Origin of the sequence: Tardiphaga robiniae (assembly GCF_013359755.1) — a bacterium.
Classification (GTDB): Bacteria; Pseudomonadota; Alphaproteobacteria; order Rhizobiales; family Xanthobacteraceae; genus Tardiphaga; species Tardiphaga robiniae.
The window spans coordinates 62283-76591 of record NZ_JABMCJ010000071.1 but is presented as its reverse complement, the minus strand read 5'-3'; the positions used below and the strand labels follow the sequence as shown (position 1 = coordinate 76591).

The 14309-nt window shown below is 60.4% G+C and carries 14 protein-coding genes; 7 read left to right on the top strand and 7 right to left on the bottom strand.

The annotated features are described in order from the left end of the window. Positions 1–18: 18 nt before the first annotated feature. Both lptG and lptF read right to left on the bottom strand, forming a co-directional pair. The gene (lptG, locus tag HP556_RS05040) at positions 19–1116 is read right to left on the bottom strand and encodes an LPS export ABC transporter permease LptG (protein ID WP_175366134.1); all 1098 of its coding nucleotides are present in this window, start codon (positions 1114–1116) and stop codon (positions 19–21) included. Next, positions 1113–2282, bottom strand: coding sequence for an LPS export ABC transporter permease LptF (gene lptF / locus HP556_RS05035; RefSeq protein WP_068731073.1), 1170 nt, complete (start codon positions 2280–2282; stop codon positions 1113–1115). The genes lptG and lptF overlap by 4 nt, the downstream gene beginning before the upstream one ends. A 499-nt stretch (positions 2283–2781) precedes the next feature. On the opposite strand from lptF, the gene HP556_RS05030 reads away from it, so the two are divergent. The 3 genes from HP556_RS05030 to HP556_RS05020 all read left to right on the top strand — a co-directional run bounded on the left by HP556_RS05030 (position 2782) and on the right by HP556_RS05020 (position 5424). Next, positions 2782–4284, top strand: coding sequence for a leucyl aminopeptidase (locus tag HP556_RS05030; protein WP_175366133.1), 1503 nt, complete (start codon positions 2782–2784; stop codon positions 4282–4284). A 9-nt stretch (positions 4285–4293) separates the two neighbouring features. Continuing rightward, positions 4294–4746 (top strand): DNA polymerase III subunit chi, encoded by a 453-nt coding sequence (locus HP556_RS05025; protein WP_175366132.1) that lies wholly within the window; start codon positions 4294–4296, stop codon positions 4744–4746. A gap of 84 nt (positions 4747–4830) precedes the next feature. Next, positions 4831–5424: a hypothetical protein gene (locus HP556_RS05020; protein ID WP_246297406.1), complete on the top strand. Its 594-nt coding sequence runs from the start codon at positions 4831–4833 to the stop codon at positions 5422–5424. Between the two features lie 40 nt (positions 5425–5464). On the opposite strand, the gene HP556_RS05015 is transcribed toward HP556_RS05020, so the two are convergent. The 3 genes from HP556_RS05015 to HP556_RS05005 form a co-directional block, all read right to left on the bottom strand. Further along, positions 5465–7327 (bottom strand): ABC-F family ATP-binding cassette domain-containing protein, encoded by a 1863-nt coding sequence (locus tag HP556_RS05015; protein ID WP_089263954.1) that lies wholly within the window; start codon positions 7325–7327, stop codon positions 5465–5467. An 85-nt stretch (positions 7328–7412) separates the two neighbouring features. Then, the gene (locus HP556_RS05010) at positions 7413–7589 is read right to left on the bottom strand and encodes a hypothetical protein (protein WP_175366131.1); all 177 of its coding nucleotides are present in this window, start codon (positions 7587–7589) and stop codon (positions 7413–7415) included. A gap of 180 nt (positions 7590–7769) precedes the next feature. Further along, a complete protein-coding gene (locus HP556_RS05005) occupies positions 7770–8018 on the bottom strand; it encodes a sulfur globule protein precursor (RefSeq protein ID WP_175366130.1) in 249 nt (82 codons plus the stop codon). Positions 8019–8296: 278 nt separating this feature from the next. Between HP556_RS05005 and ndk the strand changes: the two genes are divergently transcribed. Together ndk and HP556_RS04995 are read left to right on the top strand one after the other, a co-directional pair. Then, positions 8297–8719, top strand: a complete 423-nt coding sequence (gene ndk, locus HP556_RS05000) for a nucleoside-diphosphate kinase (RefSeq protein WP_068731078.1) — start codon at positions 8297–8299, stop codon at positions 8717–8719. Between the two features lie 83 nt (positions 8720–8802). Beyond that, positions 8803–9636, top strand: a complete 834-nt coding sequence (locus tag HP556_RS04995; RefSeq protein WP_089263957.1) for a TerC family protein — start codon at positions 8803–8805, stop codon at positions 9634–9636. Positions 9637–9710: 74 nt separating this feature from the next. On the opposite strand, the gene HP556_RS04990 is transcribed toward HP556_RS04995, so the two are convergent. After that, complete coding sequence (locus HP556_RS04990) at positions 9711–10877, bottom strand: autotransporter outer membrane beta-barrel domain-containing protein (RefSeq protein WP_175366129.1); 1167 nt, start codon at positions 10875–10877, stop codon at positions 9711–9713. Positions 10878–11340: 463 nt separating this feature from the next. On the opposite strand from HP556_RS04990, the gene HP556_RS04985 reads away from it, so the two are divergent. After that, complete coding sequence (locus tag HP556_RS04985; RefSeq protein WP_089263958.1) at positions 11341–11544, top strand: cold-shock protein; 204 nt, start codon at positions 11341–11343, stop codon at positions 11542–11544. Positions 11545–11663: 119 nt separating this feature from the next. Here the strand turns inward: HP556_RS04985 and HP556_RS04980 are convergent, their stop codons facing one another. After that, complete coding sequence (locus HP556_RS04980) at positions 11664–12047, bottom strand: hypothetical protein (RefSeq protein WP_093758309.1); 384 nt, start codon at positions 12045–12047, stop codon at positions 11664–11666. Positions 12048–12332: 285 nt separating this feature from the next. Between HP556_RS04980 and HP556_RS04975 the strand changes: the two genes are divergently transcribed. Further along, complete coding sequence (locus HP556_RS04975) at positions 12333–14300, top strand: adenylate/guanylate cyclase domain-containing protein (protein ID WP_175366128.1); 1968 nt, start codon at positions 12333–12335, stop codon at positions 14298–14300. Positions 14301–14309 lie beyond the last annotated feature (9 nt).

The window sequence follows — 14309 nt, the reverse complement described above, 5'->3', positions numbered from 1 at the left end:
GGGCGGCAAACACAGCCACTATCCGTCCTCCTGGTACAACAAGGCCAAAAAGCCGGTGAGGCCGCCCACACACACAGGCAGCCACGCCGCAGCAATCGGATGCATCAACTCAGCCTTGCTCAAATCTTCCGTAACTTTCGACAGGACGTAGAGCAGAAAGCCTGCGCCCACGCCACTCAAAACCATCTTCTGGACACCGCCCATCCGAAAGAACCTCAGGCTCACGGAAGCAGCCAGCATCACCATCGCAACCAGCAAAAACGGCTGTGCGATAAGCTTATGATACTGCAAGCGATACCCCGCCGTCGCGAAACCCGAACTCTCTGAGGATTTGATATACGAAGGAAGTTGCCAAAATGACACTGTTTCGGGGGTCGAAAAACTGTTTCTGACCTGCAGCGGGGTCAGGGTCGTGGCCAGGTACATGCTGTCCTGCTCAACCACGGGCGAATCGAGGGTGTAGCGTCGCACCCCTTTGAACAACCAGCGGCCGGGCTCCAGCGATGCCTCGCGAGCTTCGATCCGTTCCTTGAACTGGGATTCGGTGTCGAACCGGAACACGGTCAGGCCGGTCAGGCGGACGCCCTGCTGCTCGCTGCGGGCGGCATTGATGATGGATTGGCCCTCGCGGTTGACCTGGTTGATCCAGAAGCCGGAGGCGTCCTGGACGCCGCCGCCCGGCGCATCGCCGAACATCTGGGCCTCCATCCGCTTCGATTCCTCGCGCAGGTTGGCCGACAGGGGATTGTAGCCCACAGTAGCCAGCACGCCCAGAATGAGAGCGCTGGCCAGTGCAGGGGAAATAAACTGCCAGGCCGAGACGCCGGCGGCGCGGGCGACCACCAGTTCGAGCCGCCGCGACAGCGCGAGATAACAGGTCATGGCGCCGATCAGGATGCAAAACGGCATCATCTTCTCGAGCAACTGGGGCACCCGGTACAGCGACGTCTGCGCCACCATCAGAGCGGAGGCCGAGGCCAGCCCGGAGGTGCGCCTGACCATCTCGATGTAGTCGACCAGCACCAGCAGCATGAAGATACTGGTGAACACGCCCAAGGCTGCCACCAGGAAGCGACCCGCGAAATACCTGCCGATGGTGTTGGTGATCATGCTCATGCGGCGGCTGGCCGTCGGAAGAGGCGCAACAACCGCTCGTTGGATCTGTTGATTGCTTCCACCAGCTTGGCCGGCGGTTCCACCACAATCCCGGCTGAGATGATCCAGAAGCTGACGCCGATCGCTGTCGCCAGCAAGGCATATTGAAGCGGTGCGGCGAAGTCCGATTTCGCTGCCACGACGGAGCAAGCAAAGCCCGCCATGCGCAGGCCGAACACCGCGGCAATCGCGCTGCCCATCGAGAAGTTGCGGCTTTGCCGCGTGGTCCGTGGCGAGCCCAGGAATGCAAAGGTCAAGGCGGCAAAGGCCAGCGGATAGATCGGCGCCATCAAGCGGTCGTGCATCTCGGCGCTAAACTGCCGCGGGACCTGCTTGTAAAGCGGGTCATCCACGGGCGGCACCATCAATTCCCAGAGATACCGTTCGCGAATTCCGTAGGTGACGTCCTGGCTGCGATTGGAGAATTTCGACATATCGAAAGCATAGCGGCCGAACGCCACCATGGCGGGGTCGGTCTTACCCGTCTCAAAGCGCTGCAGATTGCCGTCTTCCAGAATCAGGAACGAACCATCCTTGTTCTTCAGCACCGTGCCATGGTCGGCAATGATGGTGACGCGCTCTTTGGGATCGCGACGATCATCAACAAAAATCCCGACCAGTAATCCGCCGGGCTGACGCTCCCGGACGCGGATAGTCAGGTTCTGATCGAGCTGAGCGAAGCGGCCTGGCTGCAGGATATTCGCCAGAACGTCGGCCGTGATCTCGGCGTCCCAGCGCTTCAGCCGGCGCATACCATCCGGTGCCAGATATGAGCCAATGAATGCCACGAGCAACGATACGACCATTGTCGCGAACAGGAAGGGACGAAACAGCCGTCGCGGCGACAGGCCGGCGGCATTCATCACGATGATTTCGGAGTCGGTCGCGAGCTTGGTCAGGGTGTGGGACACCGCGATCATCAGGGCGATTGGAGCAATGATCAGCACGAGAACAGGAATCGCCAGGCTGGTGACGCCGAGGAAGGTCAGAATGGTCTGACCCTGGCTCGTCATCAGGTCGATTCCGCGCAACGCTTGCGTGATCCAGATCACGCCCGTCAGGCTGACCAGAACCACCGCAAACGAAGCTAGCGTCGTGCGGAAAATATACCTGTCGATAGACCCCATCGGTCCGATCAATCCCCATTCCGGCCGTTAAAGCCGCCGGCATGTCCAATCCCACGAGGGGACCCCCAAAAGGACATGCCGCGACCTTCACAAGCCCATCATCTCACTTAGCATCCCTTTGATTGGTCAACAAAATGGCCGGGGGATGGCTCGCTCAAGATATGGTTAATTATGTGCCTGATGTGTCCCTTGGGCCACTGAAATGCTTCGCAACCCGCGTGGCGACGAGGGGGCGGATCCGTCGGTGGGGCCTATTCGTTGGCAAGACCGTCACCTAAGGCCAGAGTCGACACATTCGGACACAGGCAATGCCCGAATCGTGGGTTACGGGCGGTTTGGTTTCCCTCGGGGACAAGAAACTATCGATCCTTGGCGGTTTCGGTCAGAACCTGTCTTGACGGTTCACGCTGCGACGACAACAAAACACTTGAACCCCGCCGCACTGACCGGATTCCGCGCCGACCCCTGCGACAGCCCTGATCTTCTGGAGGAATTTGCCATGTCCGACGCCGTCAAGGTCGGCTTCGTCCCGTTTGCCACTGCTGCGCGCGGTGCTCTTGTGGTGTTCTGCGACGAAACGCTGAAATTCGGTCCTGCCGCGACCAAGGCTCTCGGGGACGCCGCAGCAACTGTGAAGCGCGCGGCTACAACCAGCAAGTTCAAGGGCAAGAGTGCATCGACGCTCGACATCCTGGCCCCGGACGGCATCAAGGCGTCGCGTCTCATCGTGATCGGCACCGGCAAGCCGGCCGATCTGAAGGAGACCGATCTGCTGAAATTTGGCGGCGTGCTCGCCGGCAAGGTCGGCGGTGGCAGTGATGCAGTGACCGTGATCGCCGAACTCGCTTCGGGGGCCATGACGCCGGAGCAGGCGGCATCGGTCGCCTCCGGTGTATTGCTGCGCGCTTACAAATTCGATCGTTACAAAACCAAGAAGAAGGATGCCGACGAGACGCCCGGCAGCGTCGCGGTTTCGTTGGCCGTCGGTGACGTCGCCGCAGCCAAGAGGGCCTTTGTACCGGGCAATCATATCGTGAACGGCGTCGTGCTGGCCCGCGAGCTCGTAAATGAGCCGCCGAATGTGCTGTTTCCCGCTGAATTCGCGCGACGCGCCGGTGAGTTAAAGAAGCTCGGCGTCACGGTCGAAGTGCTCGATGTCAAGGCAATGACCAAGCTTGGTATGGGCGCGCTGCTCGGCGTGTCCCAGGGATCTGTGCGTCCCGGCCGCATGGTGGTGATGCGCTGGAACGGTGGCAAGAAGGGCGAGCAGCCCGTCGCCTTCATCGGCAAGGGCGTCACCTTCGATACCGGTGGCATCTCCATCAAGCCGGCCGGCAGCATGGAAGACATGAAGGGCGATATGGGCGGCGCAGCCTGCGTCGTTGGCCTGATGCATGCACTCGCGGGCCGCAAGGCCAAGGTCAATGTGGTCGGCGCCATCGGCATCGTCGAAAACATGCCGGATGGCAACGCGCAGCGTCCGGGCGACATCGTGACGTCGATGTCCGGTCAGACCATCGAAATCATCAACACCGACGCTGAAGGTCGCCTCGTACTGGCCGATGTGCTCTGGTATGTGGCGAAGAAGTTCAAGCCAAAATTCATGGTCGATCTGGCGACGCTTACCGGTGCGATCATGGTCGCGCTCGGTACCGAATATGCTGGCATGTTCTCCAACAATGATGAACTCGCAGAGCGTCTGTCCACCGTGGGACAGACCACCGGCGAACGTGTCTGGCGGATGCCGCTCGGTCCGGAATACGACAAGCAGATCGACTCGCAATTCGCCGACATGAAGAACACCGGCACGCGCAATGGCGGCTCGATCACTGCGGCGCAGTTCCTGCAGCGTTTCGTCGACGATACGCCGTGGGCGCATCTCGATATCGCCGGCACCGCCATGGGCGCGCCGAAGACAGAGATCAATCAGAGCTGGGGCTCGGGTTACGGCGTGCGGCTGCTGGATCGGCTTGTGGCCGACTATTACGAGGCGAAGAAGTAGTCCGACACGATGACCGAGGTCCTGTTCTATCACCTGCAGAACATGACGCTGGAGAGCGTGCTGCCGCCGCTGCTCGAGAAGTCACTCGAGCGCGGCTGGCGTGTCGTCGTGCAATCCACGTCAGAAGAACGCGCCGATGCGCTCGATGCGCATTTGTGGACCTATCGTGATGATTCATTTCTGCCGCACGCCACCTGGCGTGTGGCGGACGCTGCGGATCAGCCGATCATTCTCGCGATCGAAGAGGGGAATCCCAATCGTGCCCAGGTCCGGTTCCTTGTGGACAGCGCAGCAGTGCCGGCGGATGCCGACGGCTATGAGCGCATGGTGCTGGTATTTAACGGTGACGATTCCGATGCGCTCGCTGCAGCGCGAGCAGCCTGGACTGATTGTAAGGCGAGGGGCTTTACGGCCACTTACTGGCAGACCGATGAACGTGGCCGGTGGCAGCGCAAGAATTAGCTGCCGATTGGCGATCTGCTGCAATTAATGATAATTGTAGATTTCCTCACCGGTATCTGCCGCTGTGTCATGGTGGTGCCGCAAATGAATGATGTTACAGGCGCTTATCGCCTGTCTTGGGGTTGCGTAATCGTGCGACAAGAAAAGCTTCATCGAAACGGTCTGCTCGTGCTGCTGCTTGCTGCGCCATTGCTTGCTGGCTGCGCCGGCGTGGGCGGTGACGCATTCTCCACGGACCTGCTGTCAAAGGATGCCGACTGGTTCTCCAAGCCAGGTCGCGTGTTCATCAAGAATGTTTCGATTGAGACGCCGCCGCTGTCGCCTGAGCAGGCCGTCAGTCCGCAGGATCTCATCAGCGCGGACGGTGCGTGCCCGGGCATGGCGCCGCGTGATGCCAACGCGCTTGCCGATGGTACCGCAGGTGCGCCGGTTCAAACTGGCGTCGTGGCGCTCGGCCATACCGAATGCGACGTGGCGCGTGGTGCAGGCGCACCCGACAATGTCAGTCTATCGACCAGCCCGCGCGGCGATCGCGTTGCCGTGCTGACCTATCTGCGCGGTCCGCGCGCTGGCATCTATACGTTTACCGCCGGTCGTCTGACCGTGGTCGAACGCGGTCCGGAAGTTGAGCAGCCGAAGACCGCGCGTCCGAAGGCGAAGAAGCGCGCCGCGACCTGATCTTTTCGTGATGATGTCGAAGTAAGCGACCGCTGCGTTTTCAGCCGTTCGCTTCTTCATGCAGAGAACTCGCGCTAAGCCATTGCTCTTCGGCGCGTTGCAATGCGTCCGCCGCAGCGGCGCGCGCTTTGGTGAGTTGCGTGGCCTGCTTCGGATCTTTCTTGAACAGGTCAGGCAATGCGAGCGCAGTATCGATCTTGGCGATGATGGCGGTGATCCGCTCCATCTCGGATTCTGCTTCGGCGACCTGCTGCTTGAGCGGGACCTTCTTTTCTTTAGGCTTCGCCAGCTTTTCGCGGTCCGTGTTTGCGCGATCGCGTGTCGGCGTGCGTATGCCGCGGGCTTGCATGACGACTTTGCGATAGTCGTCGAGATCGCCGTCGAAATTGGTGACGGTGCGGTCAGCCACGACCCAGAGCTGGTCTGCGCAGGCCTCGATCAGATAGCGATCATGGGAGACCATGATCACTGCGCCGGGGAATTCGTTGATCGCCTCGGCCAGCGCTGCGCGGCTGTCGATATCGAGATGGTTGGTCGGTTCGTCCAAAATGATCATGTTCGGACCGTAGAAAGTCGCGAGCCCCAGCAGTAGCCGCGCCTTTTCGCCGCCGGACAGGCTTTTTACGATCGTATCCGCGGCCTTGCCGGAAAAGCCGATATTGCCGGCACGCGCGCGGATTTTCGATTCCGGCATGTCGGGCATCAGCTTGCGCACGTGATCATAGACCGAGTTGTCCATCACCAGCTCGTCGAGCTGATGCTGGGCAAAGTAAGCAATCGACAGTTTGTCGGCGCGCGTGATCGATCCTGAAAATGGCTTCAGCTTGTTCGCCAGCAGCTTGACCAGCGTCGACTTGCCGTTGCCGTTGGAGCCGAGCAGGGCAATGCGATCCTCGGTATCGATGCGGAGTGTCACCTGATTGAGGACCGGCTTGCCGGGCTCATAGCCGACCGACACATTGTCCACCGCGAGAATCGGCGGCGACAGGATCTTTTCGGGCGCAGGGAAGACGATCTCGCGCACGTCTTGCGTTACTAGCGCCGAGATTGGCTTCATGCGCTCAAGCATCTTGACGCGCGATTGTGCCTGACGTGCCTTGGAGGCCTTGGCCTTGAAGCGATCGACGAAGTCCTGCAGCCGCTTGCGCTCGGCTTCCTGACGCTTGACGTTCTTGGCGTCGAGCGCCTCCTTGTTGGCGCGGAACTCTTCGTAATTTGAGTAAGTCCCGCGATAATGCACGAGCTTGCCACGGTCGAGATGCAGGATCTCGTTCACCGACGTATCGAGCAGGTCGCGGTCATGGCTGATGACGATGACCGTGCGCGGATAGTTGGCGAGATGATCCTCAAGCCACAGCGTGCCTTCGAGATCGAGATAGTTGGTCGGTTCGTCCAGCAGCAACAGGTCCGGCGCCGAGAACAACGTGGCCGCAAGCGCGACGCGCATGCGCCAGCCGCCGGAGAATTCGGAACAGGAGCGCAACTGGGCTTCAGCCGAAAAGCCAAGGCCGCTCAGAATCGCTGCGGCGCGAGCGGGCGCGGAATGCGCATCGATATCGACAAGGCGGGTCTGGATGTCGGAAATGCGCTCCGGATCGGAGGCGGTCTCGGCTTCCTTCAGCAGTGCGTCGCGCTCGAGATCGGCTTTCAAGACGACGGAGATCAGGCTTTCGGGGCCGTCCGGCGCCTCCTGGGCGAGGCTGCCGATACGCCAGCGGGGCGGAATCGAAATACTTCCGGTTTCGGTGGCCAGATCGCCGCGAATGGCGTGAAAAAGTGTCGATTTACCGACGCCGTTGCGGCCCACGAAACCCACGCGGGCTCCCGGCGCAATCTGTACCGTGCTCTCGTCAATGAGCAGGCGTCCGGCGATCCGGATCGAAATGTCTGTGATGGAAAGCATGCGGGGTTGTCACCGCTGCGACGCACAAAGGCAACCCCGATTTGCTCGCTGCTGGTGCGCGGAAGGTCAATTATGCCGTCAGCGGCTACCGCTTTTCGTCCTGCTGCCGCATCCGGTCGATCAACGTCTGGAGATGGGAGGGCAGGGTGTCATCATCCGACCCGATATCACGGCGCAACCGCTCGCCGATGGCATTGCAGATCGCCACGCTGGTGGTGCGGTCGATGTGTTCTTCGCCATCATTGATGAACTGGTTCTGCATTGTCTTCCCGGCGCTCGTGGCAGTTGAATGACACTAAGGCAAGTCGTCCGGGCCGAAATTGTTTCAAGATTTATGGATTTGAGGCTGTTTGAGTCAAAATTCGATGAATCGTCAATGGATCTGCCAAGAAAAAGCCCGGCCGAGGGAACGGCCGGGCGGTATTTCTCTGCTCGTGGAGCGTCAGTAGCAGCGATTGACCAGTCGCCAACGCGGTCCCCACGGGGTCGGAACGACCCTGCGGACGAGACATCCGCCGCCGCCATAGCCGTAAACCGGCCCGCCGACGAAGCGTGGTCCGCCCCAGCCGCGATGCCAGCCACCGCCGTGCCATCCGCCGTGGCCGCCCCAGGCGGAAGCCGAGGTCGGAGCCAGCGCCGCGGCGCCCAATGAGGCCGCTGCAACCAAAGTCAGTGCGATCTTGCGGAACATTCTCATCTCCTCTGGTACGGCGCGTGTTGCGCCTGCCGTGAACATGGCACCGGGGGCAAATGCCGTTGGCCGGGGTCATTGCAGGCAGTCTAGGAGGAGGAAGCTGAACCGGATCGCGCCAATCCTGTCAGGAATGGTTCATGTGGATGACATCTCGGTAATTTCGGCACGGGATTGGCCAAAAAGGGGCCTGCGACATTTAGACGGATCGCTTGCCGTTCCCGGATGGCGTCGATATAAGCCGCCATCTTCCAGCGACTGTTATTCAAGGATAAATCATGGCTATCGAGCGTACCTTTTCGATTCTGAAGCCCGACGCGACCGAGCGCAATCTGACCGGTGCGATCAACGCGCTGATCGAAAAGGCCGGCCTGCGGATCGTCGCGCAAAAGCGCATCCGCATGACCCGCGAACAGGCCGGCACCTTCTACGCCGTTCACAAGGAACGCCCCTTCTTCGGCGAACTGGTGGACTTCATGACCTCGGGTCCGGTTGTCGTGCAGGTGCTGGAAGGCGAGAACGCCGTCCTCAAGCATCGCGATGTGATGGGCGCAACCGATCCGTCGAAGGCTGCTGATGGCACCATCCGCAAGCTTCACGCCAAGTCGATCGGCGAGAACTCGGTTCATGGTTCGGACGCTCCGGAAACTGCGGCGATCGAGATCGCACAGTTCTTCTCGGGCAACGAGATCGTCGGCTAAACTTCCAGCCGAATTGACGACCGGTCGGCGCGCGGGGGCGCGCCGACCTTTCCAATCAAAACGAACAAACAAAGGGGCGCGCTGTGGACTGGTTGCTGCATATTCTCGATCCGGCGACGATCAAGTCGGTTTTCGTTCAATTTCAGGTCGAAATGCAGCAGCCCGCATTCTGGGTAGCCGTTGGCAAGATCATCTGGATCAACGTTCTGCTGTCCGGCGACAACGCGCTCGTGATCGCACTGGCCTGCCGTGGTCTGGAACCGAAGCAGCGCATGTGGGGCATGATCCTCGGCGCCGCTGCCGCCGTGATCCTTCGTATCATCTTCACCGGCATCGTCGCCTCGCTGATGGCGCTGCCCTATCTCAAGCTGGTGGGCGGCCTCGCACTTATCGTCATCGCAGCCAAACTGCTGGTACCCGAACCGGAAGAAGAGGACGGCGTGAAGGCCGCCTCGCATCTGTGGGCCGCTGTGCAGATCGTGGTCGTAGCCGACATTGTCATGAGCCTCGACAACGTCATTGCAGTTGCTGCCGCTGCCAATGGCAGCGTGCCGCTGCTGATCCTCGGCCTTGCCATCAGCGTCCCGCTGATCGTCGCCGGTGCGGCGCTGATCATGGCGCTGCTGACCCGTCTGCCCGTTCTGGTCTGGCTCGGTGCGGCCCTGCTGGGCTGGGTCGCCGGCGAAGTGATCGCGACGGATCCTGCGGTCCTGCCGCTGATGCACAGCTTCTTCAGCGGTTCGGTCGGCACTGGCCTCGACAGCCTAATGTCATCGCTGGGCCTTGGCGTTCGCTTCACCAATGGGGGGCATGGTGGCGAGATCGTCTGCGGTCTGATTGGTGTCGCTGTGGTGCTCGCTGTCGGAACGCTGTGGCGTCGTCGCAGCATGGCAGGGCACGCCGAGCAGGCGGCCTAACTCAATAAAAACGCAAAGCGGGCGAGGGGCATTTGCGTTTCGCCCGCTTTTTTGTTTCTGGAATCTGATGGTTTCTAGAACTTGAATTCGACGCCCAGCGTTCCCTGATGGGACTGCGAATAGGCGCGGAACTTGCCATCATAATTGAGATAGAGACGCGCGGTGTTGCTGAGGCTCAGCGACGCCGATGCGCCGGAATCCGCGCCGTACTGGCTTTCGCCGATCCCCTGAACGGTGATGCTCTCGGAACCCAGGCTAACCGTAACGTTGCTAAAGCGCTGATGCACGTTGTCGACGAATTTGGCATAGCCCGACAGATCCAGAATCTTCTGATCGAATATCCAGTAACGACCGACTTCTGCGCCAATCAGGATACGCGCACGCTCGGCTGAGGCGCCGCTCGCATTGACAGGATTGAGGCCGCCAAGCTCCTGCATCGCGCCGGTTGTCGCGCGGGTGTATTCGAATGCCGCCTTGGGCACGATCCGTGCCTGTTCGTAACTCCAGTAATAGCTCAGCTCGGTGAGCGCGGCGTCGATCCGCGCATTGTAGCCGGCGCTCGCGAGCCCCAGGCCGGTGTCGCGGCGCGAGTTGATGTCGCCGAAGCCGTGCACCAATGCGATTGCCCAGGTCCAGGCGCCTTGGTCGACCGAAGCGTTGACTCCGATCTGCGTGAGGTCGAGCGTTGCAGACTGCAGGGCGAGCGGAACATCGATCGTGGTGTGACTCTGGTCCACCGACAGTCCGACATTGACACCTGGCATCAGCCGCGCGCCGATCCCGGCGACGCCACCGATGGTTCGGCGCTTGTCGCCGACGAAATCCCCGATCGTGCTGGTATGCGCGCCAACGCCGTAGAATTCGGCCCAGCTTCGGAAGCGCGGCGTCTCGGTGGTCTCCGACGCACCGCCGCCGCCGGGATTGGCGCGCGACGCGCGGTTGAAGCCGTAGCTCGCCTGATCGCCGAGGCGGCGCAGGAACTGGCTACCGAGATCGCCAATGGCAATGCCTGCGGATTGCCCGGCATTGAAGTCGGTCGATGATGGCACCGGTGCGGCTGGCAGCGGCGGTGCCGGCGGAGGTGTGGTTGGGGGCGGCGTGGTAGGCGGCGGCGCGACCTGGGCGGATGCAAGCGAAGGCGCAACGACAAGCGCGACGGCAAGGCCGAGTACAATGGTCCGGCGTTGCCGACTGGCAGCTGGGCTCCTGTCCGTTTGGGCGTATCGCGATGGATCGCGCATTGTCACTCGTTTCGAAATTGTCGCTGCAGTGCCGTTCGATTGCGGCAGAGCATACGCGATCCAATGAGCATTGCCGCTGCGCATTGAGCGCCTCTGGTGGCGATTGACGCGTATTGTTGTGCGATTGCCACAGCGGATTCGTGTCGCTTTTCATCACGTTATGGCCATTCACGCAGAGCGGGCCGACGATACTTCAATCCGGCACGTCTGCTCATGGGTCCGGTCAGCGGCTTTCGATAGGTACGCTTGAACGCGGCCGGTGATATCAAAACCTCTGCCGTAAAAAGCCAAAGACTTGCGTAGCCAAAATTTTCATGTTGGAATTCTTGCGCAATCGGATTGAGGCCGTTCGACTGTGCGTTTTGCGAGCAGGACATTCAGCAGACACCGGGAAGCCCGCTTGTGGCGTGGTACGCATGATGCGTGGCCGCGTCTTTTTTGTATCTAGATCGGGAGACAGACGATGCAGAAGGGCACCGTCAAATGGTTCAACCCCACCAAGGGTTATGGCTTCATCAAGCCGACTGTCGGCGACAAGGATGTCTTCGTGCACATCTCCGCCGTCGAACGCGCGGGCCTTAGTACCCTCAACGAAAACCAGACCATCGAATACGACCTGGTGGAAAATCGCGGCAAGGCGTCTGCCGAGAACCTCAAGGTCTCATAACCGAGTTTTGCCCTGCCGGCCCTGACATGTGGGCCGGCCGACTGATGTAATTCCGGCGCAAGCCGGGCCTTTTGTAGCTCCGGTGCGGATCGTGCCGAGCGGGCGAGGTTATGCCCGCATTATCGCTTCTTTGGCTTCTTCGCCTTTTTGGCCGTTTTCTTGGCGGGTACAGCCTTCTTGGCGGCCTTGTCCTTTTCGGCGTTCTGAGCCTTCATCGCTTGCGCTGCTTCTGCGATCTGAAGTGCTTCAACGGCCTTACGCATCGATCGCGCATAACTATCGGCGGCATTATCGGCGGACATCTGAAGGCGCTTGGCGGCGGCCATGCCTTGCTCGGTCGCGTCCTTCGCCAGTTGCTTGAAACGGTCCTTGGCGGTCTTGTCCTTGGCCTTGGCGGCCAGGCCCGCATAGCGATCGCGTTGTGCCTTGACGGCTGCCATCAGTGTCTTGTTTTGCTGCTTAGCAGTCTGCCGGATGATCACACCCAGATCGGCGCCCGTCATTCTTCATTTCCTTAAGTGACAGCCAGAATAGTCAATTGTTTCAATTATGCAGTTGCCATTGAGGCATTGCAATCGTCGCAGCTCGTGGCGCTTGCCGGCGTACTGGACGAGGTGAGCTTATTGTCCGATGTCGTAAGCACAGATCGGGTTTCTTTACCGTAAAGATACTCGGCAATTGCGCTTGTGTGACGGAATCATGATACCGCGAGACTTCCCGTCCGGCGCAGCCAGGTCTGGCCTGTCGATATGCGGTGCCAGATTGGCTGGCGTGTGGAGCATCCTGCGATGACGGTGCCGGCGAGATCGCGTTTTCGGATTGGCTTCAGGACGTCGATCATTGCGCTGTTCGTCGGCGTCGTCCTTACCGTCGGCCTGGCGCTGGTTTATCTCAGCTTCAGCAGGGTCAACACGATCATCCGGACGGCGGCTTCGTCGTATCTCAGCGTGGTCGCGCAGGCTGCGACCGATCGCATCGATGCGCAGCTCAAGAGCGTCCATGACAATCTGGATATCCTGCGCGGCATCACATCGGTCCAGTCCGCGGAGCTCAAGAATAACCCGCGGCTGAATATCCTGCTGGCGTCGATGCTCCGCAACAACAAGCAGCTCTTCAGCCTGTACATGGGATATGAGGACGGCTCGTTCCTGGAAATGGACCTAATCGACCGAACGGGAGCTGGGGTGAAAGCGCGCTTCGGGGCGCCGGACGGGGCCAGATTTCGCCTGTTCACGATCGTGAAAGCAGGCGATTTTGGACCGCTTCAGACCACGACCGCCTATCTCGACGATGCGCTGCGGCCTTTGGCAAGTCTGCCCGGGCCTGTCGATTTCGATCCTCGCGTTCGGCCGTGGTATCGCGGCGCCTTCGAGCCCAATGCCAGTCTGCTGACCGAGCCCTATATTTTCTATCAGACCGGTGACATCGGCTACACGCTGCGAATGCCCATTGTGGAGGGGCAGCGGGGTGTTGTGGCCGGCGATATCCTGCTCAGTGAAGCCGAGGCCATGCTGCGTAAGCAGCAACTCGGGCATTCGGGCGTGGCCTACCTGTTTGATGATGCCGACCGGGTGCTGGCGCATCCCGAGATGTCCCGCTGGCTTGAAGCCACGAGCGTGCCGAACAAACTGTCGGAGCTGCCGCGACTGAGCGATGTCGATACGATCGGCGCTACTGCGGCCATCAAGGCGTGGCGCCAGATCGGCGTTGAGCAACAGTTCTTCGATGACGGAACCGGGCGTGCCTATGCGGCGGCATTCAGGCCCGTAGAGATGGCTGGATCGGCCAATCTTCGCGTTGGCTTCTTCGCTCCGCTCGATGAATTCTATGCCGAGATAGAGCAGGAGAAACGCACGCTCTTCATTCTCGCATTTTGCTTCGTCATCGCCGCCGTACCGATTGCGTTCTGGATCGGCAACAAACTGTCGCTGTCGCTGCGGATTCTGGCGCGCGAGGTCGATCGCATCCAGAATTTCCGGTTTTCGTCGATGCCGCAACTGCGTTCGCCGATCCGCGAAATCGACGATCTCAGCCGATCGGTCTTCACCATGCGTACGCTGGTGCAGACATTCTCGAATTTCGTTCCCAAGCGTCTGGTTCAGCAACTGGTCGAAACCGGCACGGCCATGCAATTGGGCGGAGAGCGCCGCGAAGCGACCATCCTGTTCACAGATGTCGAGAATTTCACGGGAATGACGGAGAACGAAGATCCGACCCGGGTGATGCTCTACACGTCGCGCTATTTCGCTGCGATTTCGGACGTCATTGCTACGCATCAGGGCACGGTCGATAAATATATCGGCGATGCGGTTATGGGGCTGTGGAACGCCCCCGTCGAGCACACCAACCATGTCGCGCAGGCTTGCGCCGCTGTGCTCGATTGCGTCGAAGCCAATCGGAAGCTCAATGAGGAATTCGAGCGTGAGGGCTGGCCCGTCTACAAGACCCGGTTTGGCCTGCATGTCGGCGATGTCATGATCGGCAATATCGGGTCACCCGACCGCATGAACTACACGGCGCTCGGCGCGACCGTAAATCTCGCGTCACGGCTCGAGACGCTGAACAAGGACTACGGAACCAGCGTCCTGGTCAGCGAAGCCGTCAAGGAGCGGGTGGACTCATTGTTTCTTTTCCGCAGCGTCGCCCGGATCAAGCCGAAAGGCTTTGCCGCCGAAGTGCAGATCTATGAGTTGCTCGGCGCGCGAGACCAACATTCCGTCGCCGCGTCTGATCGCCACGCCAATTTCCCTGTTTGATCGATGGGG